This window comes from Streptomyces misionensis (genome assembly GCF_900104815.1).
Taxonomy (GTDB): Bacteria; Actinomycetota; Actinomycetes; order Streptomycetales; family Streptomycetaceae; genus Streptomyces; species Streptomyces misionensis.
In genome coordinates this window covers 6,482,749-6,507,986 of sequence record NZ_FNTD01000004.1, presented here as the reverse complement: position 1 = coordinate 6,507,986, position 25,238 = coordinate 6,482,749, and the positions used below count along the sequence as shown (strand labels likewise).

The following is a 25,238-nucleotide window of genomic DNA, read 5'->3' as shown; positions in this document are numbered from 1 at the left end:
AAACCCCGCGAAGGCGCACAACTCCCCTTCGCGGGGCGGGGGTTGGTGCTACTTCTCGACCTCGGTGGCGAGCCGGGCGAGCACGGCGTCGTAGATGCGGCCGAGCCCCTTGGGGGCGAAGGTGCGCTCGAAGAACCCGCCGATGCCGCCGGCGCCCTGCCAGGTGGTGGTGACGACGACGCGGGCCCTGCCCTCGCCGGCGGGGGTGACGCGCCAGGTGGTGACCATGGACGAGTTGCGGTCCTTCTCGACCAGCTCGCCGTCGGTGGGCTCGGTGACCTCCAGCAGGCAGTCGCGCACCCGCTTGCTGGTGGCCTGGAGCTTCCAGTGGACGAGGGTGCCCTCGCCGTCCCCGCCCTCGCGCACCTCGTACTCGCTGAACTGCTCGGGCAGCAGCTTGCGCCGCGTGCCGCGGTAGTCGGCGAGGGCGTCGAGCACCTTCTCCGCGTCCGCCGCGACGACCCGCTCCGTAGTGGCCTCGACCTGCGCCATTGCGTTCCTCCAGGACCTGATTGCTCGGGGTTGGGAAAAGCCAACCACTCCGGCGCCCGGCCCCCCAAATCGGGGGCCGCGATCGGGGTCCGCGCCCCACCCCGCGCCCTGCTCCGCACGATCATGGGAACAGATGTTCTATTGTGTGGGCGAGTTCCACCGAGGAGGCGTCATGCGCTGGGACAACCTCAACGTCGAGCACGGCCGGGCGGCCGACACCGCGCTGTTCGGCGCGGACGCCGTCACCACCCGTACGTTCGACACGCCCGAGTTCCGCGGGATCACCTTCCACGAGGTCCGGGCGCGCTCGGTGCTCAACCGGGTGCCGGGCGCCTCGCGGATGCCGTTCGAATGGACGGTGAACCCCTACCGGGGCTGCTCCCACGCGTGCGTGTACTGCTTCGCCCGCAAGACGCACGGCTATCTGGACCTGGACACCGGCATCGGGTTCGACACGCAGATCGTGGTCAAGGTGAACGCCCCGGAGGTGCTGCGCCGCCAGCTGGGTTCCGGGCGCTGGCACGGCGACCACGTGGCGATGGGCACGAACGTCGACTGCTACCAGCGCGCCGAGGGCCGCTACCGCCTGATGCCGGGCATCATCTCCGCCCTCACCGAGCACGCGAACCCCTTCTCGATCCTGACCAAGGGCACGCTCATCCTGCGCGACCTGGATCTGCTGGTGCGGGCGGCGCGGGTGACGGACGTGGGCATCTCGGTCTCGGTCGGCTTCCTGGACCCCGCCCTGTGGCGCACGGTGGAGCCGGGCACACCGGCGCCCGAGCGGCGGCTGGACGTCGTGCGCACCCTCGGCGAGCACGGCATCGGCTGCGGGGTGCTGATGGCGCCGGTGATCCCGTTCCTCAGCGACCACCCGGAGCAGCTGCGGACGACGGTGAAGGCCATCGCGGACGCCGGGGCCACCTCGGTGACGCCGCTGGTGCTGCATCTGCGGCCGGGGGCGCGCGAGTGGTTCACGGCCTGGCTGGGCGAGCACCACCCGCACCTGGTGCGCCGCTACGAGCGGATGTACGCGGGCGGGTCCTACGCGCCCACCTGGTACCAGCGCCGGATCACCCGTCAGGTGCACGAGCTGGCGCGGGAGTACGGCATCGGGCCCACCCGCGCGGGCGCGGCCCGCCGGATCCGCCCGGCCGGGCCCGCGCCACGGCCCGAGCCGACCCAGCTGACCCTCATGTGAGCGCCCCGCGGGAGCGTTCGAGGGCTTCGCGCGGGCAATAGGGTCAACTATCGGCGCGGGACGTTCTCCAGGGTCCCCGCTCCGGGACGATGCGGCCAAAGCCGCGATCCTCGCGGTTCACCCGACCTCTCCGTCCCGGGAGGACCCATGAGAAGACGCGCAGCCGTGCTGTGCGCGGCCGCCGCCGTGCTGGCGGGCTCCGTCACCGGCGTGCCCGCGCGGGCCGCCGCGCCCGCGCGGCTCGACTGGAAGAAGTGCGGCACCGGCGACTACCCGACGCTCCAGTGCGCCTCGCTCCAGGTGCCGCTGGACCACGCGGACCCGGACGGCCGGCGGATCACGCTCGCGCTGTCCCGCGTGCCGCACACCGCCAAGACCTCCGAGGGCCCGCTGCTGGTCAACCCCGGCGGCCCCGGCGGCAGCGGGCTCACGCTCGCCGGGTTCGTGGCCGCGGCGCTGCCCAAGGACGTGGCGGCGCGCTACGACGTCGTCGGCTTCGACCCGCGCGGGGTCGGCCACAGCAGCCCGGCCCTCAACTGCGCGCCCGGCCACTTCGATCCGGTGCGCCCCGACAGCGTGCCCGCCACGCCCGCGCTGGAGCAGGCGAACCTGGAGCGCGCCCGGTCCTTCGCCGCCGACTGCTCCCGGCACTACGCCGATGTGCTGCCGCACATGGACACGGTCAGCGCCGCGCAGGACATGGACATCATCCGCGCGGCCCTCGGCGCGCCCCGCCTGAGCTACTTCGGCTACTCGTACGGCACCTATCTGGGCGCGGTCTACGCCAAGCTGCACCCCGAGCGGATCCGCAGGCTGGTGCTGGACTCGATCGTGGACCCGACCGGCGTCTGGTACGACGACAACATCGGCCAGGAACACGCCTTCGACGACCGGCACCGGGCGCTGATGGCCTGGATCGCGAAGTACGACGCGACGTACCGGCTCGGCAAGGACCCCGCGAAGGTCGAGGCGCAGTGGTACGCGATGCGGGCCGCGCTGGCGAAGCGGCCGGCCGGCGGCCGGGTGGGCGCCGCCGAACTGGAGGACACGTTCATCCCGGGCGGCTACTACGACGGCTACTGGCCCTACCTCGCCGAGGCGTTCGCGGCCTATGTGCACGACAAGGACACCGGGCCGCTGGTGGAGGCGTACGACGAGTTCGCCGGTGTGGACGGCTCCGGCGACAACGGCTACAGCGTCTACACGGCCGTGCAGTGCGGGGACACCGCCTGGCCGCACGACTGGGCACGCTGGCGCCGGGACGCCCGGGCGGTGTACGCGAAGTCGCCCTTCATGGCATGGAACAACACCTGGTACAACGCGCCGTGCGCGTTCTGGCCGACCGGCCGGACGGGGCACCCGGACGTCGCCAACACCCGGCTGCCGTCCTCGCTGCTGTTCCAGGCGACGGACGACGCGGCCACCCCGTACGCCGGGGGCGTCGCGGCCCACCGGCTGCTGGCGGGTTCCAGCCTGGTGGTCGAGCAGGGCGGCGGCAACCACGGCATCACACTGAGCGGCAACGCCTGCCTGGACCGCTATCTGTCGGCGTACCTGGCCGACGGCACGGTGCCGCGCGGCAGCGGCACGGCCGACGCGGTGTGCGCCAGGTCCCCGGAGCCCGAGCCGCCGGCGGCGAAGGCGGCCTCGACGTCCTCGCGCGGCTCGATCCTGCACGGCCTGCTGGGCTTCCGCCGCTGACCGCCGCCGTCCGCCCCGGCCCGGGGCGCTGTCGGTGGCGTGGTCCATCATGGGCGCATGACCGAACGGATCACCGCCCCCGCCGGCGTCGCACCCGCCGCGCAGTACAGCCATGTCGTCTCGGCGACCGGCCGGCTCGTCGCCGTCTCCGGCCAGCTGGCCCTGGACGAGGACGGCGCCCTGGTGGGCCCCGGCGACCCCGCGGCCCAGGCCCGCCAGGTGTTCGAGAACCTCCGGCGCTGCCTGGCCGCGGCGGGGGCCGGGTTCGAGCACGTGGTGAAGCTGACGTACTTCGTCACCGACATGGCCCACATGCCGCAGATCCGTGCGGCCCGCGCCGCGCACATACCCGACGACCGGCTGCCGGCCGCCTCGGCCGTGCGGGTCGCGGGGCTGGTGGCCCCGGAGTTCCTGATGGAGATCGAGGCCCTGGCGGTGGTGCCGGAACCCGCCGACGGGTGACGCGGCCGCCGGCCCGCTGTCGATCCGGTGCCGCGGGGTACCCGGCGGCCATGAACGAACCTCGCATTCCGGGGCAAACGGATCAGCACGGCGGCGTGCCGCGGGCGCCGAAGCCCGCGTGGGGGGCGGTGTTCAAAGGCAGCCTGCGGGAGTTCCGGAAGGACCAGCTGACCGACCGGGCCGCGGCACTGACCTACTACGGCATGCTCGCCCTGTTCCCGGCGCTGCTGGTACTCGTGTCCCTGCTGGGGATCACCGGCCGCTCGACCACCGACCGGCTGCTGGCCGACATCAGACAGCTGGCGCCCGGCTCGGCGCGGGACGTGCTGACCCGGTCCGTGGAGCAGTTGCAGAACAGTGCCGGTACGGGCTCGGTCCTGGCCGTGGTGGGCATCGTCGTGGCGCTGTGGTCGGCGTCCGGGTACGTGGCGGCCTTCATCCGCGCCGCGAACGCCGTCTACGACATGCCGGAGGGGCGTCCGGTGTGGCGACTGCTGCCGGTGCGGGTCGGGGTCACGGCGGCGCTGCTGGTGCTGGCCGTGCTCAGCGCGGTCATCGTCGTCTTCAGCGGCCCGCTGGCCCGGCGCACCGGACAGGCGCTCGGCATCGGGGACACGGCGCTGACCGCGTGGTCGATCGCCAAGTGGCCGGTGCTGGTGATCCTGGTGGTCGTGATGATCGCGATCCTGTACTGGGCGTGCCCCAACGCCAAGGTCCGGGGCTTTCGGTGGATCACTCCGGGCAGCGTGCTCGCCCTGGTGATCTGGATGGCCGCCTCCGCGGGATTCGCGGTCTACGTGGCGAACTTCGCGTCGTACAACAAGACCTACGGCACCATGGCGGGCATCGTCGTCTTCCTGGTGTGGCTGTGGATCAGCAATCTGGCGCTCCTGCTGGGCCTGGAGTTCGACGCGGAGACCGTGCGGCAGCGGGCCGTCGCCGGCGGCGGTCACCCCGTCCGCGGCAGGCCCGTGGTCGAGCCGCGCTCCACCACCATGTGGGACGAGCAGGACGTACGCCGGACGAGGGACGTCTGACCGCTTTGGTGCGCCGGGCACGCGGGGCCCGCGCGCCCATGTGCTCCCACTGCCCCTTGCCCGCTCCCCCGGGCGCCTGCCAGCCTCGGCTCGGGCGACTGCGGCGACGGTGTGTCAGTGATCGGTGACACCCCGCAGTCGGCGGCAAGAGGGGCACAGGCATGACCAACAAGTACGGGGGCCTCATGGCCGCGATGGCCGGCGTGGCGGTGCTGGCCACCGCGTCGGTCGCGACCGCGACGGCCGCCCAGGAGGCACGGCCGGCGCGGGCCGCGGCCTCGTGCGGGACCAGCGTCGACCCCAACACCCACATCCCGGGCGGGCGCCGGCACACCGGGCCCACGGTGCGCATCGGCGGTGCCACGGTCCAGGTGCGCTACGGCAACGCGAAGACCGGGGCGCCGTACTACGTCTGGGCGGTGATCTCGGGGGCGCGCGGCGGGGACACGGTCTCGCTGGAATGGGACGTCGACCACGGGTCCTGGGCGGACTTCGGCGTGTGCTCGGGGACCGTGCACACGGGCGGCAAGCAGAACACCCGCGCGGTCAAGTACGTGCACGGCAGGGGCTGGCACCTGGAGGCACAGGCGTGCGGCCGGCACGCGGGGCGCCGGCTGTGCACCGCGTACTGGCCCTGACCGCGCCGGTCAGCCGGCCGGCTCCTCCTGCGGGAGCCGGGCCAGTGCGTGCACCGCCGCCTCCGCGAGGGCGGGGTGGGCGAGGGCCTCGGTCAGGACGCGCCGGGCGCGTCCGTCGCCGAGGGCTCCGAGGCCCTCCACGCAGGCGAGGGCGACCCGCCGGTAGGGGTCGTGCGGGCGCAGCCGCCGCTCCAGGGTGGTGATCAGTGCGGGCACGGACTCGGGGGCGCGCAGGGCGACGAGGAGCCGTACCGGGTGCAGGGCGTAGGCGACGCGGAGTTCGTTGGTGGCGAGGGCGGCGGCCGCGCGGGCCGTGCGCGGGTCGCCGAGCCGGGCGAGGGCGTGTGCGGCGGCGGCGCAGCGCGGCGGGTCGCGGTGGTTGAGCAGCAGCACCAGGGACTCGAAGGCGCGCCGGTCGCCGGCCCGGCCGAGCCGGAACGCGGCCAACTCGCGCGCCCACAGCGGCTGTCCGGGCGCGGTGAGCACCTCCGCCAGCTCGTCCGGGTCCCCGGTGGCGAGCAGCCGGTCGAAGGCGGCCGTGCCGCCCGACTCCTGCCGTAAGCGTTCCGTGAGCGATCGCGACTCTTCGTCCACGCCCTCAGCGTAGGCGCCTTGAGCGGGCCGCGGGAGGCGCCTGGCACAAAGTCCCCCGCAAGGGCTGGCGCGCTCGTTACCCACCGGTTAAGCTCATACGAGCGAGCAACCCTCTCGCACCCGCTGGCGACGGTCTGGTGACGCGGCCGTCGTGGGCATCGGTCGGTTCGGTACCCGTGTGCGCTCTGTGCGCCAAGTACCGCTTGTACGACCCGGCTTCGGGACAGAGCCGGTCGGAAACACCGTCGCCGCCGGGCGCCTCGAACGCCCGCCGGTACGGCACCGGGCGTGTGCGCTCGATGGCCCGGCAACACCCGCACTCCTTTCCGCACCGTGGTGCGCCCTCCGGCGCACCCGGCGCGTTCCTCGTCGTCACCCTCATTCCTGGAGTCCCGCGATGGCCACTCCCCTGTCCCACACCCCTCCCTCCGCGCTCACGAAGGTCGCCGTCGTCGGCCTCGGCACCATGGGCACCGGCATCACCGAGGTCCTGGTGAAGGCCGGCCGCGAGGTGGTCGGCATCGACGTCGGCGAGGCCCAGGCCGCGCGGGCGCTGGCCGCCCTGGAGGCCTCGACCGCCCGCGCGGTGGAGCGCGGCCGGCTCACCGGGGCCGAGCGCGCCGACGCGCTGGCCCGGGTGCGCGTCACCACCGACCTGACCGCCGCGGCCGACGCCGACCTGGTGATCGAGGTGGCCCCGGAGTCGTACGAGATCAAGCACCAGATCTTCCGCGAACTGGACGGCATCGTCCGCCCGGAGACCATCCTCGCCACCGGCACCAACGCGCTGTCCGTGACCCGGCTGGCCGCCGACTCGGCCCGTCCCGAGCGCGTGCTCGGGCTGCACTTCTTCAACCCGGCCCCCGCGATGAAGCTGGTGGAGATCGTCTCCTCGGTGCTGACCGCGCCGCAGGTCGTCGCCGCCGTCACGGACCTCGCCCTCGAACTGGGCAAGGAGCCGGTCGCGGTCGGCGACCGGCCCGGCTTCGTCGCGGACGGCCTGCTGTTCGGCTACCTCAACCAGGCGGCCGCGATGTACGAGGCCCGCTACGCCTCCCGGGAGGACATCGACGCGGCGATGCGGCTGGGCTGCGGCCTGCCGATGGGCCCGCTCGCGCTGCTCGACCTGATCGGCGTGGACACCGCGCGGACCGTCCTGGAGGCCATGTACGCCGAGTCCCACGACCGGCTGCACGCCCCGGCCCCGATCCTCAAGCAGCTCAGCGAGGCGGGCCTGACCGGCCGCAAGTCCGGGCGCGGCTTCTACACCTACGAGGCGCCGGGCAGCGCCACCGTGGTGCCGGACGCCCTGACCCCGGCGGCCGGCGGCGCCCGCGCCGAGGGCCGCGAGGTCCGCTCGGTCGGCGTCGCCGGCTCCGGCACCATGGCCTCCGGCATCGCCGAGGTGTTCGCCAAGGCGGGCTACGGCGTCGTCCTGGCCGCGCGCAGCGAGGAGAAGGCCCAGGCGGCCAAGGCCCGGATCGGCACGTCGCTGGCCCGGTCGGTGGACAAGGGCCGGCTGACCGCCGAGGCCGCCGCCGAGACCCTGGACCGGATCACCCCGGCCGGCTCCTACGACGCCTTCGCGGACGTCGACCTGGCCGTCGAGGCCGTCGCCGAGGACCTGGAGGTCAAGCGGCAGCTGTTCCAGACCCTGGACAAGGTCTGCAAGCCCGGCGCGGTGCTCGCCACCACGACCTCCTCGCTGCCCGTCGTCGCCTGCGCCCGCGCCACCTCGCGCCCGCAGGACGTGATCGGCATGCACTTTTTCAACCCGGCCCCGGCCATGAAGCTGGTCGAGGTGGTGCGGACGGTGCTGACCGCCGACGACGTGCACGCCACCGTCCGCGAGGTCTGCGCGAAGATCCGCAAGCACCCGGTGGACTGCGGCGACCGGGCCGGGTTCATCGTCAACGCGCTGCTGTTCCCGTATCTGAACAACGCGATCAAGATGGTGCAGGAGCACTACGCGTCGCTGGACGACATCGACGCGGCCATGCGGCTGGGCGGCGGCTACCCGATGGGTCCGTTCGAACTCCTCGACGTGGTCGGCCTGGACGTCTCGCTGGCCATCGAGAAGGTGCTGCACCGCGAGTTCCGGGACCCCGGGCTCGCCCCGGCCCCGCTCCTGGAGCACCTGGTGGCCGCCGGCTGCCTGGGCCGCAAGACGGGCCGCGGCTTCCGCGAGTATGCCCGCCGCTGACGGCGCCGGCGACGGCCCTCGTGCGCGGACGGACTGGGGCGGGCTGCTCGATCCCCGCACGGGGTGCCCGCCCGGTCCGCCGGGACCGCAGGTGGGATACGGGACCGCGGCGCACCGCACCGGGTCCATGCAGTACGTTCGGGTCATGTCCCAGCCCGCCAAGTCCTCACGTACACCAGCTACGCCCGACGCGCCGGAGAGTGCCGCAGGCAGCCGCGCCGCCGCCCAGCGGCTCAAGATGCGCCGGGAACTGGCGGCCGCAGCGATGGAGCTGTTCGCGACCAAGGGGTACGAGGCCACCACCGTCGACGAGATCGCGGCGGCGGCCGGCGTCGCCCGCCGTACCTTCTTCCGCCACTTCCGCTCCAAGGAGGAGGCGATCTTCCCGGACCACGACGACACCCTGGTCCGCGCCGAGGCGGTGCTCAACGCCGCCCCGGCGCACGAGCACCCGCTCGACACGGTGTGCCGTGGCATCAAGGAAGTCATGCGGATGTACGCGGCGCAGCCGGAGATCTCGGTGGCCCGCTACCGGCTGACCCGCGAGGTGCCCACCCTGCGCGAGGCCGAGATCGCCTCGGTGGCCCGCTACGAGCGCCTGTTCACCCGTTATCTGCTCGGCCACTTCGACGAGCGCGCGCACGCCGACGACGCCAACGACGACCCGTTGCTGGCCGAGGTCGCCGCCTCCGCGGTCGTCACCGCCCACAACCACGTGCTGCGGCGCTGGCTGCGGGCGGACGGCCAGGGCGACGTGGAGGCGCAGCTGGACCACGCCTTCGCGATCGTCCGCCGGACCTTCGGCACCGGCATCGGCGCGGGGCGCGGCACGACCGCCCGGCCGGCCGCGAGCGCCCCGGCGGCCGTCTCGGCGCACGGCGAGGTGCTCGTCACCGTCGCCCGCACCGACGCACCGCTGGACGAGGTCATGCGCACCATCGAGGAGGCGCTGAAGGAGCGCTGAGCCCGCTCCCCCGCTGTGATGACGGCCACCCTTCGGGGTGGCCGTTTTGGCATGTCAGAGCCCATTTTCCGGTGGATTTGGGAGGCCGTTCGATCGATCATCGCTCATTTGTTACGTAAAGATTTCATCTGAGAGCAAGTTCTGGCACTCAGTGCCTTGTCACCTGACACGCGGTGTCATACGTTGAAGATGTCCGGGCGGCCGGCGAGCGAGGACCGATCGCTCTTCGGCTGTCCCAGCGGGCCCTCGGTCCGCGCGCCCGGACGCCTGCGTCACAGGCAACCTCCCGCGCCACAAAGCGCTGCCGAAGCACCATCCGCCGAACCGACGGCACCCCGAAAACCCTCAGCAGCACAGCACCGACGATCCCTCAAGCGCCCCTCCCTCAGGGCGCTCACCGCCGGAGGCAACACCGTGACCGTGAAGGACATCCTGGACGCGATCCAGTCGAAGGACGCGACGCCCGCGGACTTCGCCGCCCTGCAACTCCCCGAGTCGTACCGGGCGATCACCGTCCACAAGGACGAGACGGAGATGTTCGCGGGCCTCGAGACCCGCGACAAGGACCCGCGCAAGTCGATCCACCTGGACGACGTCCCCGTGCCCGAACTCGGGCCGGGCGAGGCCCTGGTGGCCGTCATGGCCTCCTCGGTCAACTACAACTCCGTGTGGACCTCGATCTTCGAGCCGCTGTCCACGTTCGGGTTCCTGGAGCGCTACGGCCGCACCAACGAGCTGGCCAAGCGCCACGACCTGCCGTACCACATCATCGGCTCCGACCTCGCGGGCGTCGTCCTGCGCACCGGCCCCGGTGTCAACGCCTGGAAGCCCGGTGACGAGGTCGTCGCCCACTGCCTCTCGGTGGAGCTGGAGTCCTCCGACGGGCACAACGACACGATGCTCGACCCGGAGCAGCGCATCTGGGGCTTCGAGACCAACTTCGGCGGCCTCGCCGAGATCGCGCTCGTCAAGTCCAACCAGCTGATGCCCAAGCCCGCGCACCTGTCGTGGGAGGAGGCGGCGGCCCCGGGCCTGGTGAACTCCACCGCCTACCGGCAGCTCGTCTCCCGCAACGGCGCCGGCATGAAGCAGGGCGACAACGTCCTGATCTGGGGCGCGAGCGGCGGCCTCGGCTCCTACGCCACCCAGTTCGCCCTCGCCGGCGGCGCCAACCCGATCTGCGTCGTCTCCAGCGAGCAGAAGGCGGACATCTGCCGGTCGATGGGCGCCGAGTCGATCATCGACCGCAACGCCGAGGGCTACAAGTTCTGGAAGGACGAGCAGACCCAGGACCCCAAGGAGTGGAAGCGCTTCGGCAAGCGCATCCGCGAACTCACCGGCGGCGAGGACATCGACATCGTCTTCGAGCACCCGGGCCGCGAGACCTTCGGCGCCTCGGTCTTCGTCACCCGCAAGGGCGGCACCATCACCACCTGCGCCTCGACGTCGGGCTACATGCACGAGTACGACAACCGCTACCTGTGGATGTCGCTGAAGCGGATCATCGGCTCGCACTTCGCCAACTACCGCGAGGCATGGGAGGCCAACCGGCTCATCGCCAAGGGCAGGATCCACCCGACCCTGTCGAAGGTGTACTCCCTGGAGGACACCGGCCAGGCCGCCTACGACGTCCACCGCAATCTGCACCAGGGCAAGGTCGGCGTGCTCTGCCTCGCCCCCGAGGAAGGCCTCGGCGTGCGCGACGAGGAGATGCGCGCCAAGCACATCGACGCCATCAACCGCTTCCGCAACGTCTGAGAGCCATAGATGACAGAGCGTCAGCCTTCGGACACCCGGAGGGAAAAGGACCGTCCGTGGCTCATGCGGACCTACGCCGGTCACTCCACGGCCGAGGCGTCCAACGAGCTGTACCGGCGCAACCTCGCCAAGGGCCAGACCGGTCTGTCGGTGGCGTTCGACCTGCCGACGCAGACCGGCTACGACCCCGACCACATCCTCGCCCGCGGCGAGGTGGGCCGGGTCGGCGTGCCGGTCTCGCACCTCGGTGACATGCGCCGGCTGTTCCAGGACATCCCCCTGGAGCAGATGAACACCTCGATGACGATCAACGCCACCGCCATGTGGCTGCTGGCGCTCTACCAGGTCGTCGCCGAGGAGCAGGGCGCGGACATCACCAAGCTCCAGGGCACGACCCAGAACGACATCGTCAAGGAGTACCTGTCCCGCGGCACCCACGTCTTCCCGCCGGGACCCTCGCTCCGTCTGACGACGGACATGATCGCGTACACGGTCTCCCACATCCCGAAGTGGAACCCGATCAACATCTGCAGCTACCACTTGCAGGAGGCCGGGGCCACGCCGGTGCAGGAGATCGCGTACGCGATGTCCACCGCGATCGCCGTGCTGGACGCCGTGCGCGACGGCGGCCAGGTGCCGCAGGAGCGCATGGGCGACGTGGTCGCCCGGATCTCCTTCTTCGTGAACGCGGGCGTGCGCTTCGTCGAGGAGATGTGCAAGATGCGGGCGTTCGGCCGCATCTGGGACAAGGTCACCCGCGAGCGCTACGGCATCGAGAACCCGAAGCAGCGCCGGTTCCGCTACGGCGTCCAGGTCAACTCCCTGGGGCTGACCGAGGCGCAGCCGGAGAACAACGTCCAGCGGATCGTCCTGGAGATGCTGGCGGTGACCCTGTCCAAGGACGCCCGCGCACGGGCCGTCCAGCTCCCGGCCTGGAACGAGGCGCTGGGCCTGCCCCGCCCCTGGGACCAGCAGTGGTCGCTGCGCATCCAGCAGGTGCTCGCCTACGAGAGCGACCTGCTGGAGTACGAGGACATCTTCGAGGGCTCGAAGGTGATCGAGGCCAAGGTGGACCAGCTGGTCGCCGACGCCCTCGCGGAGATGGACCGGATCCAGGAGATGGGCGGCGCTATGGCCGCCGTCGAGTCCGGCTATCTGAAGTCGCAGCTGGTCGCCTCGCACGCCGAGCGGCGGGCCCGGATCGAGTCCGGCGAGGAGAAGATCGTCGGCGTCAACGCCTTCGAGGGCACCGAGCCCAACCCGCTCACCGCCGATCTGGACACCGCGATCCAGACGGTGGACCCGGCGGTCGAGGCCCGCGTCGTCGCCTCGCTGCGGCACTGGCGGGACACCCGCTACCAGCCGCCCTTCAACCATCCGCGCCCCTGCAAGGCGCTGGAGCGGCTGAAGGAGGCGGCCCGCGGCACCGAGAACCTGATGGAGGCCACCCTGGAGTGCGCCCGCGCCGGGGTGACCACCGGCGAGTGGGCGGGGGCGCTGCGCGAGGTGTTCGGCGAGTACCGGGCCCCCACCGGGGTCTCCTCCGCGCCGGTGGCCGTCCCCGCACAGGCCGGCTCGGCGCTCGCCGAGGTCCGCGCCAAGGTGGACGCCACCGCCCGCGACCTGGGCGTCGGCAAGCTGCGCTTCCTGGTCGGCAAGCCGGGCCTGGACGGGCACTCCAACGGCGCCGAGCAGATCGCCGTCCGCGCCCGCGACGCCGGCTTCGAGGTGGTGTACCAGGGCATCCGGCTCACCCCGGAACAGATCGTGGACGCGGCCCTCGCGGAGGACGTGCACGCGGTCGGCCTGTCGATCCTGTCCGGCTCGCACGCCCAGCTGGTCCCGGACGTGCTGCGGCGCCTGCGTGTGGCCGGTGCCACAGATATACCGGTGATCGCAGGTGGCATCATCCCGAACGGTGACGCCGAGCAGCTGAAGGAAGCCGGAGTGGCCGCCGTCTTCACCCCGAAGGACTTCGACATCACCGGGATCATCGGCCGCATCGTCGACGAGATCCGCACCGCGAACAAGCTCGACCCCCTGGAGGTCCCCGCATGACCACCCCCGTGAACCGCCTTCGCCCGCGACGTTCGTGCCTGGCCGTTCCCGGCTCGAACCCGCGCTTCCTGGAGAAGGCGCAGGGCCTCCCCGCGGACCAGGTCTTCCTGGACCTGGAGGACGCGTGCGCCCCGCTCGCCAAGCCCGAGGCGCGGCACACCATCGTCAAGTTCCTCAACGAGGGCGACTGGACGGGCAAGACGCGGGTGGTCCGCGTCAACGACTGGACGACCGAGTGGACGTACCGCGACGTCGTCACGGTGGTCGAGGGCGCCGGGCCGAACCTCGACTGCATCATGCTGCCGAAGGTGCAGAACGCCGAGCAGATCGTGGCGCTGGACCTGCTGCTGACCCAGATCGAGAAGACGATGGGCTTCGAGGTCGGCCGGATCGGCATCGAGGCGCAGATCGAGAACGCGCAGGGCCTGAACAACGTCAACGCGATCGCGCAGGCCTCCCCGCGCATCGAGACCATCATCTTCGGCCCCGCCGACTTCATGGCCTCCATCAACATGAAGTCCCTCGTCGTGGGCGAGCAGCCGCCCGGCTACCCGGCCGACGCCTACCACTACATCCTGATGAAGATCCTGATGGCCGCCCGCGCCAACGACCTCCAGGCGATCGACGGCCCCTACCTCCAGATCCGCAACGTCGACGGCTTCCGCGAGGTCGCCGGCCGCGCCGCCGCCCTCGGCTTCGACGGCAAGTGGGTGCTGCACCCGGGCCAGGTCGACGCCGCCAACGAGGTGTTCTCGCCCTCCCAGGAGGACTACGACCACGCCGAGCTGATCCTGGACGCGTACGACTACTACACGTCCGAGGCGGGCGGCAAGAAGGGCTCCGCGATGCTCGGCGACGAGATGATCGACGAGGCCAGCCGCAAGATGGCCCTGGTCATCTCCGGCAAGGGACGCGCCGCCGGCATGCGGCGCACGTCCAAGTTCGAGATCCCGGAGGGCTGAGCGCCATGCAGTTCGGACGCACCTACGAGGAGTTCGAGGTCGGGGCGACGTACAAGCACTGGCCGGGAAAGACGGTCACGGAGTACGACGACCACCTGTTCTGCCTCCTCACCATGAACCACCACCCGCTCCACATGGACACGAACTACGCGGAGCGCACGACGGACTTCGGCAAGAACGTCGTCGTCGGGAACTACGTCTACTCGCTGCTGCTCGGCATGTCCGTGCCGGACGTCTCCGGCAAGGCGATCGCCAACCTGGAGATCGAGTCGCTCAGGCACGTGGCGCCGACCTTCCATGGCGACACGATCTACGGCGAGACGACCGTGCTGGACAAGTGGCCGTCGAAGTCGAAGGACGACCGCGGCATCGTCTACGTCGAGACCAAGGGCTACAAGCAGGACGGCACCCTGGTGTGCGTCTTCCGCCGCAAGGTCATGGTGCCCACCGAGACGTACATCAAGGAGCGCGGCGGCGAGCAGCCGGGCCGCCCTGAACTCAAGCAGCAGGAGAAGTAGGACATGGCCCGTCTCGCCCAGACCGCCGGTCTGACCGACGTCCAGCAGGAGATCGTCTCCACGGTCCGTGACTTTGTCGACAAGGAGATCATCCCGGTCGCCACGGAGCTGGAGCACCGCGACGAGTACCCCCAGCAGATCGTGGACGGCCTCAAGGAACTGGGCCTGTTCGGTCTGATGATCCCCGAGGAGTACGGGGGCCTGGGCGAGTCGCTGCTCACCTACGCGCTGTGCGTGGAGGAGATCGCCCGCGGCTGGATGTCGGTGTCCGGCATCATCAACACCCACTTCATCGTCGCATACATGCTCAAGCAGCACGGTACGCAGGAGCAGAAGGACCACTTCCTGCCGCGGATGGCGGCCGGTGACATCCGGGGCGCCTTCTCGATGTCGGAGCCGGCGCTGGGCTCCGACGTGTCGGCGATCAGCTCCAAGGCGGTCAGGGACGGCGACGAGTACGTCCTGACCGGCCAGAAGATGTGGCTCACCAACGGCGGCACCTCGTCCCTCGTGGCCGTACTGGTGCGCAGCGACGAGGGCCACCCGGAGGGCACGGCCCCGCACAAGTCCATGACGACCTTCCTGGTGGAGAAGGAGCCGGGCTTCGGCGAGGTGCGCCCCGGCCTGACCATCCCCGGCAAGATCGAGAAGATGGGCTACAAGGGCGTCGACACCACCGAGCTGATCATGGACGGGCTGCGGGTACCGGCCGATCGGGTGCTCGGCGGCGTCACCGGCCGGGGTTTTTACCAAATGATGGACGGCGTGGAGGTCGGCCGGGTCAATGTCGCGGCCCGCGGCTGCGGCGTCGCCCAGCGCGCCTTCGAGCTGGGCGTGGGCTACGCCCAGCAGCGGCACACCTTCGGCAAGCCGATCGCCCAGCACCAGGCCATCCAGTTCAAGCTGGCCGAGATGGCGACCAAGGTCGAGGCCGCCCATGCGATGATGGTCAACGCGGCACGCAAAAAGGACTCCGGGCAGCGTAACGACCTGGAGGCCGGGATGGCGAAGTACCTCGCCTCCGAGTACTGCAAGGAGGTCGTCGAGGACGCCTTCCGGATCCACGGCGGCTACGGCTTCTCCAAGGAGTACGAGATCGAGCGCCTGTACCGAGAGGCGCCGATGCTGCTCATCGGTGAAGGAACCGCCGAGATCCAGAAAATGATCATCGGCCGCAGGTTGCTCGAAGAGTATCGATTCCAGGGCTGATTGTCCGGGTACGGGGTGTTTTCTTCGAGGGGAAGATCACACCCCGTAGACGTTGTTCCGCCGCTCTTCGGCCGCCGACTCGGCTTCCTGGCTTGCCGAGTTGCGGCCCGCGACCGGTACGATCCCCGGAAAAGCCGCCGTCCCCCGTCTTGCGCGGCATCATCCGCTACGAAGGTCATCCATGCCCCACAGCCAAACCTCTGCATCTCGCGACAGCCGGGCCGGCGTACGCCTCGCGCGCGGAGCATCGCCGTGGCTTCTTCCGACCGTCGCCACCGCAGCCCTCAGCCTGGCCCGCGCCCGCCGCTCCGGCGCCGCCCGGGCCGTCGCCGTGCCCGCCACCGCGCTCGCGGCGGGCATGCTGTGGTTCTTCCGCGACCCCGAGCGCGAGATCGCCCAGGGCCGGGTCATCTCCCCCGCCGACGGCGTGGTGCAGAGCATCATGCCGTGGAAGGACGGCCGCACCCGCGTCGCCATCTTCATGAGCCCGCTCAATGTTCATGTCAATCGCGCGCCGCTCGCGGGCACGGTGACGTCGGTCGAGCACATCCCCGGCGGCTTCGTTCCGGCGTTCAACAAGGAGAGCGAGAACAACGAGCGCGTAGTCTGGCACTTCGACACCGAACTCGGCGACATCGAGATGATCCAGATCGCCGGCGCGGTGGCCCGCCGCATCGTGCCCTACATCCCCGAGGGCACGAAGGTCGAGCAGGGCGACCGAATCGGTCTGATCCGCTTCGGCTCGCGTGTCGACCTCTACCTGCCCGAGGGCGTGGAGGTCGCGGTCGAGGTCGGACAGAAGACCGTGGCTGGGGTGACTCGCATTGACCGTGATTGATCCGGAGACCCAGGCGAACTGGGTGCCCGAGGCCGACGAGGTGGACGAAGAGGAGGAGATGCCGCTCTCGCTCCGCCTGTCGATAGCGGACACCCTCACGCTCGGCAACGCCACGTGCGGGTTCATGGCGGTGTACTTCACCACCACCGGCATCCTCATCCCGCACCTCACCGGAGGCCAGGAGTCCGGCATGGCCCGCCACAGCGCGGCCACGGCGGTCATCCTGATGCTCTGCGCGGCGGTGTTCGACCTCTTCGACGGACTGGTGGCGCGCAAGCTGCGCTCCTCCCCCATGGGCGCGGAGCTGGACAACCTCTCCGACCTGATCAGCTTCGGGCTGGCGCCCGCCTACTTCGTGCTCGTCTACGGCATGGTCGCGGACGACGCGCACCAGCGGGTGGCGGCGCTCGGGGCGATCGTGGTGCTGCTGGCCGTGGTACTGCGGCTCGCGCGCTTCTCGTGCGTGACGATGAAGGACGGCATGTTCCAGGGCATGCCCTCGCCGTTCGGCGCGCTGACGGTCGTCTCGATCGTGCTGCTGGAGCTGCCGTTCGTGGCGACGCTGCTGGCGATCGTGGGCACCGCCTGGCTGATGGTGAGCCGGGTGGAGTACCCGAAGCCGCGGGGCCGCCTCGCCGGGGCGATGCTGTCCTGGATCGTGCTGTCGATGGGACTGCTGGCCGCCTGGGCCTTCGACGCCCCGTCCGGGCAGCTGCTGCTCCAGACGGGCTGCGCGCTCCAGCTGGTCATGGGCGCGGTGATTCCCCTGTTCGCCACGGCGCGCCGGGTGAACAACTTCCGCGACAACCGGCGGGAGGCGCGCGCCGCGCAGCTGCCGTGACGGCGTCGTGACCGAGGGCCCCGAACCCAGGGTTGGCTGGGTTCGGGGCCCTTTCCCTGTGCCCGGCGCCCGGCGGCGCGGCCCTCGGGCGGTCAGCGCAGGAAGTCCTCGGCGATGCGGGAGGCGACGCGTTCCAGGATCGGGCCCGCGTCCGCGACACACCGGGCGACGTCCGGCTCGACGGACGTCAGGGGGTAGGCCCGGCCGATCCCGGCCCCCCGCAGCAGCGGCTCGGACAGGGCGAGCCGGCCGCACACCGCCACGACCTCCTTGCCGGCGGCCCGCGCGGCCGCCGCCACCCCGGCGGGCGCCTTGCCGTGCAGGGTCTGCTCGTCCAGCGACCCCTCGCCGGTGATCACCAGCGACGCCCGCTCCAGCGCCGGCGCGAAGCCGAGGACGTCCAGCATGACCTCGATCCCGGGCCGGAACCGCGCCCCGAGCAGCAGCGCGCCGTACCCGATACCGCCCGCGGCCCCCGCGCCCGGCGCCGCCGCGTACTGGGCCGCCCGCGCCCCGACCTCGGCCTCCAGCACCTTCGCGTAGTGCCCGAGGGCCGCGTCCAGGGCCCGCACCTGAGCCGGGGAGGCCCCCTTCTGCGGGGCGTACACCGCGGGCGCGCCCTTCGGCCCGGTCAGCGGATTGTCGACGTCGCTGGCCAGCACCAGCTCCACCGCGGACAGCCGGGGGTCGAGCCCGGACAGGTCGGCGCGGGCGAGACCGGCGAGGCCGCCGCCCCCGGGCGGCACCGGCGCGCCGTCCCCGTCCAGGAACCGCGCTCCCAGTGCCGCGAGCATCCCGGCGCCGCCGTCGGTGGTGGCGCTGCCGCCGACGCCGAACACGATCGTCCGCGCGCCCGCGTCCAGCGCGGCCCGCAGCAGCTCACCGGAGCCGTACGTGGAGGCGGTCAGCGGCGCGAGGACACCGGCGGGCAGCCGTTGCAGGCCGCTCGCCTCGGCCATCTCCACCACCGCGGTGCCGTCGCGCAGCGCGAACGCGGCCGTCACCGCCTCGCCCAGCGGCCCGGCGACCCGCACCTCGCGGCGTTCGAAACCGGCCGCGACCGCCGCGGCCACGGTGCCGTCGCCGCCGTCGGCCACCGGCAGCGCCTCCACCGGCAGATCCGGCACGACCCGGCGCAGCCCGGCCGTCACCCGCTCGGCGACCTGCACGGCCGTCAGCGAGCCCTTGAACTTGTCAGCGGCGACGAGGACCCGCCGGGTCCCGTCCACTGCAGCGTCCGCCACTTGCCATCCCCTTGCTCTCCGGGCCCCGCGCACGTCGGGGCCAGTCGCGCCGCTGTGACCTTAACCTCGCCGGGCCCCCGCCGTCATGCCCCTGCCCACGGGCCGAACAGGGCCGGGAAAAACGGGTAGACGCCAGCCATGAGCTGCGATCACCCCGCACCCGCTGGGCTCGCCGACCGGATCCACGGCGGCTGGCTCGGCCGGATCGCGGGCAACATGCTCGGCAAACCGGTCGAACAGGGCGAGGTGTGGACCCGCGAGCGCATCGACGGATATCTGCGCCGGGCCGGCGCGCTGCCGCTCACCGACTACCTGCCCGAGCCCGCCGGCGAGGCCGACGCCGCCGCCCTGCGCCCGGAGTGGCGCGCCTGCGTGCGCGGCCGGATCCACGGCAGCTGCCGCGACGACGACGTGGATTACACCGTCCTCGGACTGCACCTGCTGGAGACGCGCGGCTTCGGCTTCAGCACCGAGGACGTCGGCGAACTGTGGCTGCTGCGGCTCCCCTACCTCCAGACCTTCACGGCGGAGCGGGCGGCGTACCGCAATCTCGCGACCGGTCTGCGGCCGCCGCTGACGGCGACGTACGACAACCCGTACCAGGAGTGGATCGGCGCCCTCATCCGCGCCGACGTCTTCGGCTGGACCTGCCCCAGCGATCCCGTCCGCGCCGCCGGTCTGGCCCGCCGTGACGCCGTGCTGTCCCACACCGGCAACGGGGTCTACGGCGCCATGTGGGCGGCGGCGCTGATCGCGGCCGCGTTCACCGCGCCGACCGTGCGGGCCGCGCTGGACACCGCGCTCGGCGTGATCCCGGGGAGCAGCCGTCTCGCCCGTACCGTGCGGCGCGTCATGTCGCTGCACGAGACCGGTCTCGCGTGGGCGGACACCGTCGCCACCGCGACCGGGGAGAGTGCCGGGGGCTGGATCCACACCGTGCCGAACGCGGCCGTGCTCACCGCCGGGCTGCTGTACGGCGACGACGACTTCACCCGCACCCTCGCGCTCACCGTGCGCGGCGGTCTGGACACCGACTCCAACGGGGCGACGGCGGGCTCGGTGGCCGGGGTGCGCACCGGGGCCGCCGCCCTGCCGGGCCGCTGGAAGGACCCCCTCCAAGACACGGTCCGCAGCGCGGTCTTCGGTTTCGACGGGGCGCGGATCAGTGCGCTGGCCGAACGCACCGTGCGCCTGGCGACGGCCGGTTCACAGGGCCCGCCACTGGTTACCCTTCCCCCATGACGACCACGACTGCCGACTACGCCGCGTACATCGCGGGTCTGCCCCGGGTGCTCGCCGGGGCCGCCGCGCTCTTCCGGGACGCCGAGGGGCGCGTGCTGCTGGTCGAGCCCAACTACCGTGCGGGCTGGGGACTTCCGGGCGGCACGGTCGAGTCGGATGACGGGGAGACGCCCCGTCAGGGCGCGCGCCGGGAGACGCTGGAGGAGATCGGCCTGGACCGGCCGCTCGGGCGGCTGCTGGCCGTGGACTGGGTGCCCGGCGCGCAACGGCCGCCACTGGTGGCGTACGTGTACGACGGCGGGGTCCTCACGGAGGACGAGCTGAAGTCGATCCGGTTGCAGGAGGAGGAGCTGCTGTCCTGGCGGCTGGTGCCGCGCGAGGAGCTGCCCGCCCATCTGCCCGGCGCGCTCGGCCGCCGCGTCCTCGCCGCCCTCGACGTCCTCGCCGACGGCTCGGGCCCGGCGGAGCTGGAGAACGGCCACCGCGCCGCCTAGGGCCGCTCCGGCACCGCCCGTCCCGATATCCGTTCGCCCCGGTGAGCCCGGCGATCTACCCTCGGCCCCATGGGCAAGCCTCTCGTGGCCATTCTCAGTGGCGCAGGTATCTCCACCGACTCCGGCATCCCCGACTACCGGGGTCCGGCCGGGCTGTGGCGGCGGGATCCGGAGGCGGAGAAGCTGGTCACGTACGAGTACTACATGGGCGATCCGGAGATCCGGCGCCGGTCCTGGCGGATGCGGCGCGACAACCAGGCGCTGCGGGCCGAACCCAACGCCGCCCACCGGGCCGTCGTGGAGCTGGAGCGGTCCGGCGTGCCGGTGCGGGTGATCACCCAGAACGTGGACGGGCTGCACCAGGCGGCCGGGCTGCCCGCCCGCAAGGCGCTGGAACTGCACGGCACGGCGCGCGAGTTCGTCTGTACCCGATGCCATGCGCGGGGCCCGATGGCGGACGCCCTCGCCCGGGTGGAGGCGGGCGAGGACGATCCGCGGTGCCTGGAGTGCGGCGGCATCCTGAAGTCCGCCACCGTGATGTTCGGCGAGCGCCTCGACCCCATGGTGCTGGGCCAGGCGGTGGCCGTCACCAAGGCATGTCAGCTGTTCATCGCGGTCGGCTCCAGCCTCCAGGTGCAGCCCGCCGCCGGACTCGCGGGGGTCGCCGCGGACCACGGCGCCCGGCTGATCGTCGTCAACGCGGAGCCGACGCCGTACGACGACCGGGCCGACGAGGTGGTCCGCGAACCCATCGGGACCGCGCTGCCCCGGCTGCTGGGCGACCTGGCCCGGCAGGTGTAGGCCGGCGGGAGCAGGTCAGAACAGGGCGGTGCCGCGCTCGAAGTCCAGCAGCCGGCGCTTGCGTTCCAGGCCGCCGCCGTAGCCCGTGAGACTGCCGTCGGTGCCGACGACGCGGTGGCAGGGCACGATGATGCCGACGGGGTTGCGGCCGTTGGCGAGGCCGACCGCGCGGGAGGCGCCGGGCTTGCCGAGGGCGTCGGCGAGCTGGCCGTAACTGCGGGTCTGCCCATAGGGGATGCGGGTCAGCTGCTCCCAGACGCTGCGCTGGAACGGGGTGCCGCGCAGCGCGAGCGGGACGGTGAACTCCCGCAGCTCGCCGGAGAAGTAGGCGGTCAGCTGCTCCCGCGTCGCGCCGAAGCAGGACGGGGAGTCGTCGCGCGGGCCGAAGCTCTCCTCGGCCGGGCGGTGCCGCTGCGCGGTCATGTACAGACCGCACAGGGCGTCGTCGTCCTCGTCGGCGACCAGGGTGAGCGGACCGTACGGGCTGTCGATCACGGTGTGACACGTCACGGTGGAACCTTCTTACACGGGCAGGAAGTTGATGGGATGGCTGTCGGTCGCCCACAGATACTGCACCGCGTACGCGCGCCACGGGCGCCATGCCTCGGCGCGCGCGGTGAGCGCGGCGGGGGTGGACGGCAGGCCGAGCGCGCCGGCCGCGCGCCGGATGCCGAGATCGGTGGGGAGGAAGGCGTCGGGGTCGCCGAGGGCGCGCATGGCGATGACGTCGACCGTCCAGGGCCCGAAGCCGGGCAGGTCGAGCAGCCGGGCGCGCGCCTCGGCCCAGTCGGATTCCACCCCCAAGTGGAGGGTGCCGTCCGCGAGTTGACGCACGAGGGTGGTGAAGGTGGTGCGCCGGGTGCGGGGCATCGCCAGGGTCTCGGGGTCGACGGCGGCCAGCGCCTCGGGGGACGGGAAGAGGTGGGTGAGGCCGCCCTCGGGGTCGTCCAGGGGCTTGCCGTGGGAGGTGACCAGGCGGGCCGCGTGGGTGCGGGCGGCGGCCGTGGAGACCTGCTGTCCGAGCACGGCCCGGACGGCGAACTCGGCCTCGTCCACGGTGCGCGGCACCCGGCGGCCCGGCCCCTCGTCGACCAGCGGGGCGAGCAGCGGGTCGGTGCGCAGCGGGTCGTCCACGGCGACCGGGTCGGCGTCCAGGTCGAGCAGCCGGCGGCAGCGGCTGATCGCCACGGGGAGGTCGCGCAGGTCGCTGAGGGTGAGGCGGCAGGCGATGTGGTCGGGGCGGGGGGTGAGGGCGACGATCCCGTGGCCGTACGGCAGCCGCAGGGTGCGGCGGTAGGCGCCGTCGCGCCATTCCTCGACGCCGGGCACGGCGGTGGCGGCGAGGTGGCCGAAGAGGTTGGACGGGTTGAGCGGGGCGCGGAACGGCAGGCGCAGGGAGAGGGTGCCGGGGGTGCCGTCGCCGGGCGCCCGGCGAGCGGGGACCCGGTCCCGCAGCTCGCTCGGGGAGAGGGCGAAGACCTCGCGGACGGTGTCGTTGAAGGTGCGGATGGAGGAGAACCCGGCCGCGAAGGCGATCTCCGCCATGGGCAGCGCGGTGGTCTCGATCAGCAGCCGCGCGGTCTGGGCGCGCTGGGCGCGGGCCAGTGCGAGGGGGCCCGCGCCCAGCTCGGCGAGGAGCTGCCGCTCCACCTGGCGGGTGCTGTAGCCGAGCCTGGCGGCGAGGCCGGGCACGCCCTCGCGGTCCACGACGCCGTCGGCGATCAGCCGCATGGCGCGCGCCACCAGGTCGGCGCGCAGGTTCCACTCCGGGGAGCCGGGGCTGGTGTCCGGGCGGCACCGCTTGCAGGCCCGGAACCCGGCCTGCTGGCAGGCGGCCGCGCTCGGGTGGAACGTCATGTTCTCGGGCTTGGGCGGGACGACGGGGCAGCTGGGCCGGCAGTAGATGCCGGTGGTCAGCACGGCCGTGTAGAACCATCCGTCGAACCGGGCGTCCTTGGACTGCACGGCGCGCACGCAGTGCTCCCGGTCGAGGTGCGTCGCTGTCTGCATGTCTCCAGGATGGCGAGCGCGCGGGCCGGCCGCTGGCGGAATTCCGACATGTGCGTGGGCCGGCGTCCGCGCGGGTCCTAACGGGTCCGGCGCTGGAAGTCCGTGATCCATTCCGCCGTGGTCCGCAGGCCGCCGAAGGTGTAGAAGTGCACCTTGACCGTGCCGTGGCGGGCCGGGTCGTAACCGTCGGACAGGTCCCGCAGGAAGCGGTCCGGGCCGGTGGTGCCCATCAGGTTGGTGAGCGAGAAGCCGTACTTGCGGGCCACGGAGGCGCTGGTGGAGATGCCGAAGCGGGTGGCGTAGCCGAGCAGCCGGCGCACGCCCGCCGGGCCGGGTACGCCGATGCGCACCGGCAGGTCGACGCCCCGGGCGCGCACCTGCGCCAGCCAGTCGAGCACGGGCTGTGCGTCGAAGCCGAACTGGGTGATCACGTCGCCGGTGAAGGGCCCCGTGCCGATGGCCGCCGCCTTGTCGGTGAGCGCCGACCACAGCGCGGGGCCGGTTATCGCGGGGTGGCCCTCCGGGTAGCCGCTGATGCCGACGTGCCGGACGCCGTAGCGTTCCAGCAGCCCGGTGCGGATGACGGCGAGGGCGTCCTCGTACGGCCCCTCGGGGCGGGCGGGGTCACCGCCGACCACGAAGACGTTGTCGGCGGTGCCGTCGGCGGCCAGGCCCGCGAGGAACTCCTCCAGGGCGGCGCGGGAGGGCAGCCGGCGGGCCGAGACGTGGGGGACGGGCACGAAGCCGCAGCGCCGTACGGCGCGGGCCGCGGCGAGCCGGGCGGCGTGGTCCTCGCCGGCCAGGAAGGTGACGTTGATCCGGGTGCCCTGCGGGATGCTGTCGCGCGCCTCCTGGAGCGCGGGCACGTCCTTGCCCGTCATCTCCAGCGAGAAGTCGTCCAGGAGGGCGGTGCCCACCGCGGCGGGGGCGGTGACGGCGGGGTTCATCGTGCTCCTTGCGGCTCGGTGCGCTGCGGCGTCTGCCGGCCGGGGTCCCGGCCCCGGCCGATGATGCCACGCGTCCCGGGCGCGTCGCGCACGGCCCCGCGGGCGTGCCGGCGCGGCACGGCTGGGCACGGATGATCAACGGCCCCGTCACGGTGGGGGAGGCGAGGACGGGGCCGGACCGGTCAGTGGTGGGAGCGAACCGGCACGGGGGGCTGGGCCGGCTGTCCGGCGCGGGCCAGTCCCAGATGGGCGCTGAGCAGATGGGCGTCGAGCAGGCCCACCTCGGAGGTGCGGGCGGCCCGCGCGTATCCGGTCAGCATGCGCTTGGTGAGGACGAGCGCCTCGGGCGAGCGCCGCAGCAGCGGCCTGATCCAGGCGTCGACCGCCGCGTCCAGGGAGTCCGGGGACGCGACTTTGTGCAGCAGGCCGATCCGCTGGGCGGTGGCCGCGTCGAAGTTCTCGCCGGTGAGCATGAGTTCGCGGATCCGGGCGGCACCGGCCTCGGCGATCAGCCGGCCCATGGCGCCGCCCCACGCGGGGGGCAGGCCGAGGGCGACCTCGGGCATCCGGAACCGGCAGTCGTCGGCGCCCGCGCGCAGATCGCAGTACGCGGCGAGGGCGAGCCCCGCGCCGATCACCCTGCCGTGCAGCCGGGCGACGGTGACCGCGTGGGTGGACTCCAGGGCCTCGCAGACGCGGTGCGCCTTGTCGTTCATGCGGCGCAGGGCGGTGCCGGTGGGGTCGTGCGCCAGCGCCGACTGGAACTCGGTGCGCTCGGCGCCCAGGTTGAAGTCCGCGCCCGCCCCGGTCAGCAGCAGGACCCGGATGTCCGGCCGCTCGTGGAGGCCGTCGAGGACGGTGAGGAGGTCGTCGAGGGCGGCGACCGTGAGGGTGGTGTCGCTCGGTGTGGCGCCGAGCCGGACGCGCAGCACGGGGCCGTCGAGGTCCGCCTGGATCGCCGTGCAGGCGAACGGGCGGCGGGGGCCGGTCGGATGGACCGTCGCGGGTATGTCGGTCATGTCGG

Annotated in this window: 24 protein-coding genes; 17 read left to right on the top strand and 7 right to left on the bottom strand. The window is 72.5% G+C overall.

The features are described from left to right. Nucleotides 1–48: 48 nt before the first annotated feature. On the bottom strand, nt 49–492 hold the full coding sequence (locus BLW85_RS31070) for an SRPBCC family protein (protein ID WP_070022769.1): 444 nt from the start codon (nt 490–492) through the stop codon (nt 49–51). A 172-nt stretch (nt 493–664) separates the two neighbouring features. Here BLW85_RS31070 and BLW85_RS31065 point away from each other — a divergent pair, with 172 nt between their 5' ends. From BLW85_RS31065 to BLW85_RS31045, 5 genes are all read left to right on the top strand, one after another. Next, the gene (locus tag BLW85_RS31065; RefSeq protein ID WP_074994251.1) at nt 665–1,693 is read left to right on the top strand and encodes an Rv2578c family radical SAM protein; all 1,029 of its coding nucleotides are present in this window, start codon (nt 665–667) and stop codon (nt 1,691–1,693) included. Between the two features lie 147 nt (nt 1,694–1,840). Beyond that, on the top strand, nt 1,841–3,394 hold the full coding sequence (locus tag BLW85_RS31060) for an alpha/beta hydrolase (RefSeq protein WP_074994248.1): 1,554 nt from the start codon (nt 1,841–1,843) through the stop codon (nt 3,392–3,394). Between the two features lie 57 nt (nt 3,395–3,451). Continuing rightward, the gene (locus tag BLW85_RS31055; RefSeq protein WP_074994245.1) at nt 3,452–3,856 is read left to right on the top strand and encodes a RidA family protein; all 405 of its coding nucleotides are present in this window, start codon (nt 3,452–3,454) and stop codon (nt 3,854–3,856) included. Between the two features lie 50 nt (nt 3,857–3,906). Beyond that, a complete protein-coding gene (locus BLW85_RS31050) occupies nt 3,907–4,893 on the top strand; it encodes a YihY/virulence factor BrkB family protein (protein WP_074994243.1) in 987 nt (328 codons plus the stop codon). Between the two features lie 161 nt (nt 4,894–5,054). Beyond that, nucleotides 5,055–5,531, top strand: coding sequence for a hypothetical protein (locus BLW85_RS31045; protein ID WP_074994240.1), 477 nt, complete (start codon nt 5,055–5,057; stop codon nt 5,529–5,531). A gap of 9 nt (nt 5,532–5,540) precedes the next feature. On the opposite strand, the gene BLW85_RS31040 is transcribed toward BLW85_RS31045, so the two are convergent. Continuing rightward, the gene (locus tag BLW85_RS31040; RefSeq protein ID WP_070022775.1) at nt 5,541–6,125 is read right to left on the bottom strand and encodes an adenylosuccinate lyase; all 585 of its coding nucleotides are present in this window, start codon (nt 6,123–6,125) and stop codon (nt 5,541–5,543) included. A 397-nt stretch (nt 6,126–6,522) separates the two neighbouring features. Here BLW85_RS31040 and BLW85_RS31035 point away from each other — a divergent pair, with 397 nt between their 5' ends. The 9 genes from BLW85_RS31035 to pssA all read left to right on the top strand — a co-directional run bounded on the left by BLW85_RS31035 (nt 6,523) and on the right by pssA (nt 17,476). Continuing rightward, a complete protein-coding gene (locus tag BLW85_RS31035) occupies nt 6,523–8,328 on the top strand; it encodes a 3-hydroxyacyl-CoA dehydrogenase family protein (protein WP_070022776.1) in 1,806 nt (601 codons plus the stop codon). 145 nt (nt 8,329–8,473) lie between these two features. Next, nucleotides 8,474–9,292, top strand: a complete 819-nt coding sequence (locus BLW85_RS31030) for a TetR family transcriptional regulator (RefSeq protein WP_186785482.1) — start codon at nt 8,474–8,476, stop codon at nt 9,290–9,292. A gap of 414 nt (nt 9,293–9,706) precedes the next feature. Then, the gene (gene ccrA, locus BLW85_RS31025; RefSeq protein WP_070022778.1) at nt 9,707–11,050 is read left to right on the top strand and encodes a crotonyl-CoA carboxylase/reductase; all 1,344 of its coding nucleotides are present in this window, start codon (nt 9,707–9,709) and stop codon (nt 11,048–11,050) included. Nucleotides 11,051–11,059: 9 nt separating this feature from the next. Continuing rightward, entirely contained in the window at nt 11,060–13,108 is a 2,049-nt protein-coding gene (locus tag BLW85_RS31020) for a protein meaA (protein WP_070022779.1), read from the top strand. Then, nucleotides 13,105–14,070 carry an HpcH/HpaI aldolase/citrate lyase family protein gene (locus tag BLW85_RS31015; RefSeq protein ID WP_070022780.1) on the top strand — a complete coding sequence of 322 codons (966 nt, stop codon included), beginning with the start codon at nt 13,105–13,107 and terminating at the stop codon, nt 14,068–14,070. Before BLW85_RS31020 ends, BLW85_RS31015 begins: the two co-directional genes overlap by 4 nt. A 5-nt stretch (nt 14,071–14,075) precedes the next feature. Then, nucleotides 14,076–14,588: a MaoC family dehydratase gene (locus tag BLW85_RS31010; RefSeq protein WP_070022781.1), complete on the top strand. Its 513-nt coding sequence runs from the start codon at nt 14,076–14,078 to the stop codon at nt 14,586–14,588. A gap of 3 nt (nt 14,589–14,591) precedes the next feature. After that, the gene (locus BLW85_RS31005) at nt 14,592–15,797 is read left to right on the top strand and encodes an acyl-CoA dehydrogenase family protein (protein ID WP_070022782.1); all 1,206 of its coding nucleotides are present in this window, start codon (nt 14,592–14,594) and stop codon (nt 15,795–15,797) included. Nucleotides 15,798–15,978: 181 nt separating this feature from the next. After that, nucleotides 15,979–16,635, top strand: a complete 657-nt coding sequence (locus tag BLW85_RS31000) for a phosphatidylserine decarboxylase (RefSeq protein WP_071828612.1) — start codon at nt 15,979–15,981, stop codon at nt 16,633–16,635. Between the two features lie 22 nt (nt 16,636–16,657). Continuing rightward, nucleotides 16,658–17,476 carry a CDP-diacylglycerol--serine O-phosphatidyltransferase gene (gene pssA, locus BLW85_RS30995; RefSeq protein ID WP_070022784.1) on the top strand — a complete coding sequence of 273 codons (819 nt, stop codon included), beginning with the start codon at nt 16,658–16,660 and terminating at the stop codon, nt 17,474–17,476. Nucleotides 17,477–17,568: 92 nt separating this feature from the next. Here pssA and BLW85_RS30990 read toward each other — a convergent pair whose 3' ends face one another. After that, on the bottom strand, nt 17,569–18,705 hold the full coding sequence (locus tag BLW85_RS30990) for a glycerate kinase (RefSeq protein ID WP_074994235.1): 1,137 nt from the start codon (nt 18,703–18,705) through the stop codon (nt 17,569–17,571). Nucleotides 18,706–18,858: 153 nt separating this feature from the next. Here BLW85_RS30990 and BLW85_RS30985 point away from each other — a divergent pair, with 153 nt between their 5' ends. The 3 genes from BLW85_RS30985 to BLW85_RS30975 all read left to right on the top strand — a co-directional run bounded on the left by BLW85_RS30985 (nt 18,859) and on the right by BLW85_RS30975 (nt 21,257). Next, nucleotides 18,859–19,962: an ADP-ribosylglycohydrolase family protein gene (locus BLW85_RS30985; protein ID WP_074994232.1), complete on the top strand. Its 1,104-nt coding sequence runs from the start codon at nt 18,859–18,861 to the stop codon at nt 19,960–19,962. After that, a complete protein-coding gene (locus BLW85_RS30980; protein WP_070022787.1) occupies nt 19,959–20,456 on the top strand; it encodes an NUDIX domain-containing protein in 498 nt (165 codons plus the stop codon). The genes BLW85_RS30985 and BLW85_RS30980 overlap by 4 nt, the downstream gene beginning before the upstream one ends. Before the next feature lie 69 nt (nt 20,457–20,525). Next, nucleotides 20,526–21,257 (top strand): SIR2 family NAD-dependent protein deacylase, encoded by a 732-nt coding sequence (locus BLW85_RS30975; RefSeq protein WP_074994230.1) that lies wholly within the window; start codon nt 20,526–20,528, stop codon nt 21,255–21,257. A 15-nt stretch (nt 21,258–21,272) separates the two neighbouring features. Here the strand turns inward: BLW85_RS30975 and BLW85_RS30970 are convergent, their stop codons facing one another. From BLW85_RS30970 to BLW85_RS30955, 4 genes are all read right to left on the bottom strand, one after another. Next, the gene (locus BLW85_RS30970; protein ID WP_074994227.1) at nt 21,273–21,767 is read right to left on the bottom strand and encodes a methylated-DNA--[protein]-cysteine S-methyltransferase; all 495 of its coding nucleotides are present in this window, start codon (nt 21,765–21,767) and stop codon (nt 21,273–21,275) included. 12 nt (nt 21,768–21,779) lie between these two features. After that, nucleotides 21,780–23,267, bottom strand: coding sequence for an AlkA N-terminal domain-containing protein (locus tag BLW85_RS30965; RefSeq protein WP_074994224.1), 1,488 nt, complete (start codon nt 23,265–23,267; stop codon nt 21,780–21,782). A 77-nt stretch (nt 23,268–23,344) separates the two neighbouring features. Next, on the bottom strand, nt 23,345–24,214 hold the full coding sequence (locus BLW85_RS30960; RefSeq protein ID WP_074994222.1) for a methylenetetrahydrofolate reductase: 870 nt from the start codon (nt 24,212–24,214) through the stop codon (nt 23,345–23,347). 182 nt (nt 24,215–24,396) lie between these two features. Further along, nucleotides 24,397–25,233, bottom strand: a complete 837-nt coding sequence (locus BLW85_RS30955; protein ID WP_070022836.1) for an enoyl-CoA hydratase/isomerase family protein — start codon at nt 25,231–25,233, stop codon at nt 24,397–24,399. Between the last annotated feature and the right edge of the window lie 5 nt (nt 25,234–25,238).

Coding starts and splice junctions, on each gene's coding strand:
- BLW85_RS31070 (WP_070022769.1), bottom strand. CDS start 492: ATGGCGCAGGTCGAGGCCACTACGGAGCGGGTCGTCGCGGCGGACGCG.
- BLW85_RS31065 (WP_074994251.1), top strand. CDS start 665: ATGCGCTGGGACAACCTCAACGTCGAGCACGGCCGGGCGGCCGACACC.
- BLW85_RS31060 (WP_074994248.1), top strand. CDS start 1,841: ATGAGAAGACGCGCAGCCGTGCTGTGCGCGGCCGCCGCCGTGCTGGCG.
- BLW85_RS31055 (WP_074994245.1), top strand. CDS start 3,452: ATGACCGAACGGATCACCGCCCCCGCCGGCGTCGCACCCGCCGCGCAG.
- BLW85_RS31050 (WP_074994243.1), top strand. CDS start 3,907: ATGAACGAACCTCGCATTCCGGGGCAAACGGATCAGCACGGCGGCGTG.
- BLW85_RS31045 (WP_074994240.1), top strand. CDS start 5,055: ATGACCAACAAGTACGGGGGCCTCATGGCCGCGATGGCCGGCGTGGCG.
- BLW85_RS31035 (WP_070022776.1), top strand. CDS start 6,523: ATGGCCACTCCCCTGTCCCACACCCCTCCCTCCGCGCTCACGAAGGTC.
- BLW85_RS31030 (WP_186785482.1), top strand. CDS start 8,474: ATGTCCCAGCCCGCCAAGTCCTCACGTACACCAGCTACGCCCGACGCG.
- BLW85_RS31020 (WP_070022779.1), top strand. CDS start 11,060: ATGACAGAGCGTCAGCCTTCGGACACCCGGAGGGAAAAGGACCGTCCG.
- BLW85_RS31015 (WP_070022780.1), top strand. CDS start 13,105: ATGACCACCCCCGTGAACCGCCTTCGCCCGCGACGTTCGTGCCTGGCC.
- BLW85_RS31010 (WP_070022781.1), top strand. CDS start 14,076: ATGCAGTTCGGACGCACCTACGAGGAGTTCGAGGTCGGGGCGACGTAC.
- BLW85_RS31005 (WP_070022782.1), top strand. CDS start 14,592: ATGGCCCGTCTCGCCCAGACCGCCGGTCTGACCGACGTCCAGCAGGAG.
- BLW85_RS31000 (WP_071828612.1), top strand. CDS start 15,979: ATGCCCCACAGCCAAACCTCTGCATCTCGCGACAGCCGGGCCGGCGTA.
- BLW85_RS30985 (WP_074994232.1), top strand. CDS start 18,859: ATGAGCTGCGATCACCCCGCACCCGCTGGGCTCGCCGACCGGATCCAC.
- BLW85_RS30980 (WP_070022787.1), top strand. CDS start 19,959: ATGACGACCACGACTGCCGACTACGCCGCGTACATCGCGGGTCTGCCC.
- BLW85_RS30975 (WP_074994230.1), top strand. CDS start 20,526: ATGGGCAAGCCTCTCGTGGCCATTCTCAGTGGCGCAGGTATCTCCACC.
- BLW85_RS30965 (WP_074994224.1), bottom strand. CDS start 23,267: ATGCAGACAGCGACGCACCTCGACCGGGAGCACTGCGTGCGCGCCGTG.
- BLW85_RS30960 (WP_074994222.1), bottom strand. CDS start 24,214: ATGAACCCCGCCGTCACCGCCCCCGCCGCGGTGGGCACCGCCCTCCTG.
- BLW85_RS30955 (WP_070022836.1), bottom strand. CDS start 25,233: ATGACCGACATACCCGCGACGGTCCATCCGACCGGCCCCCGCCGCCCG.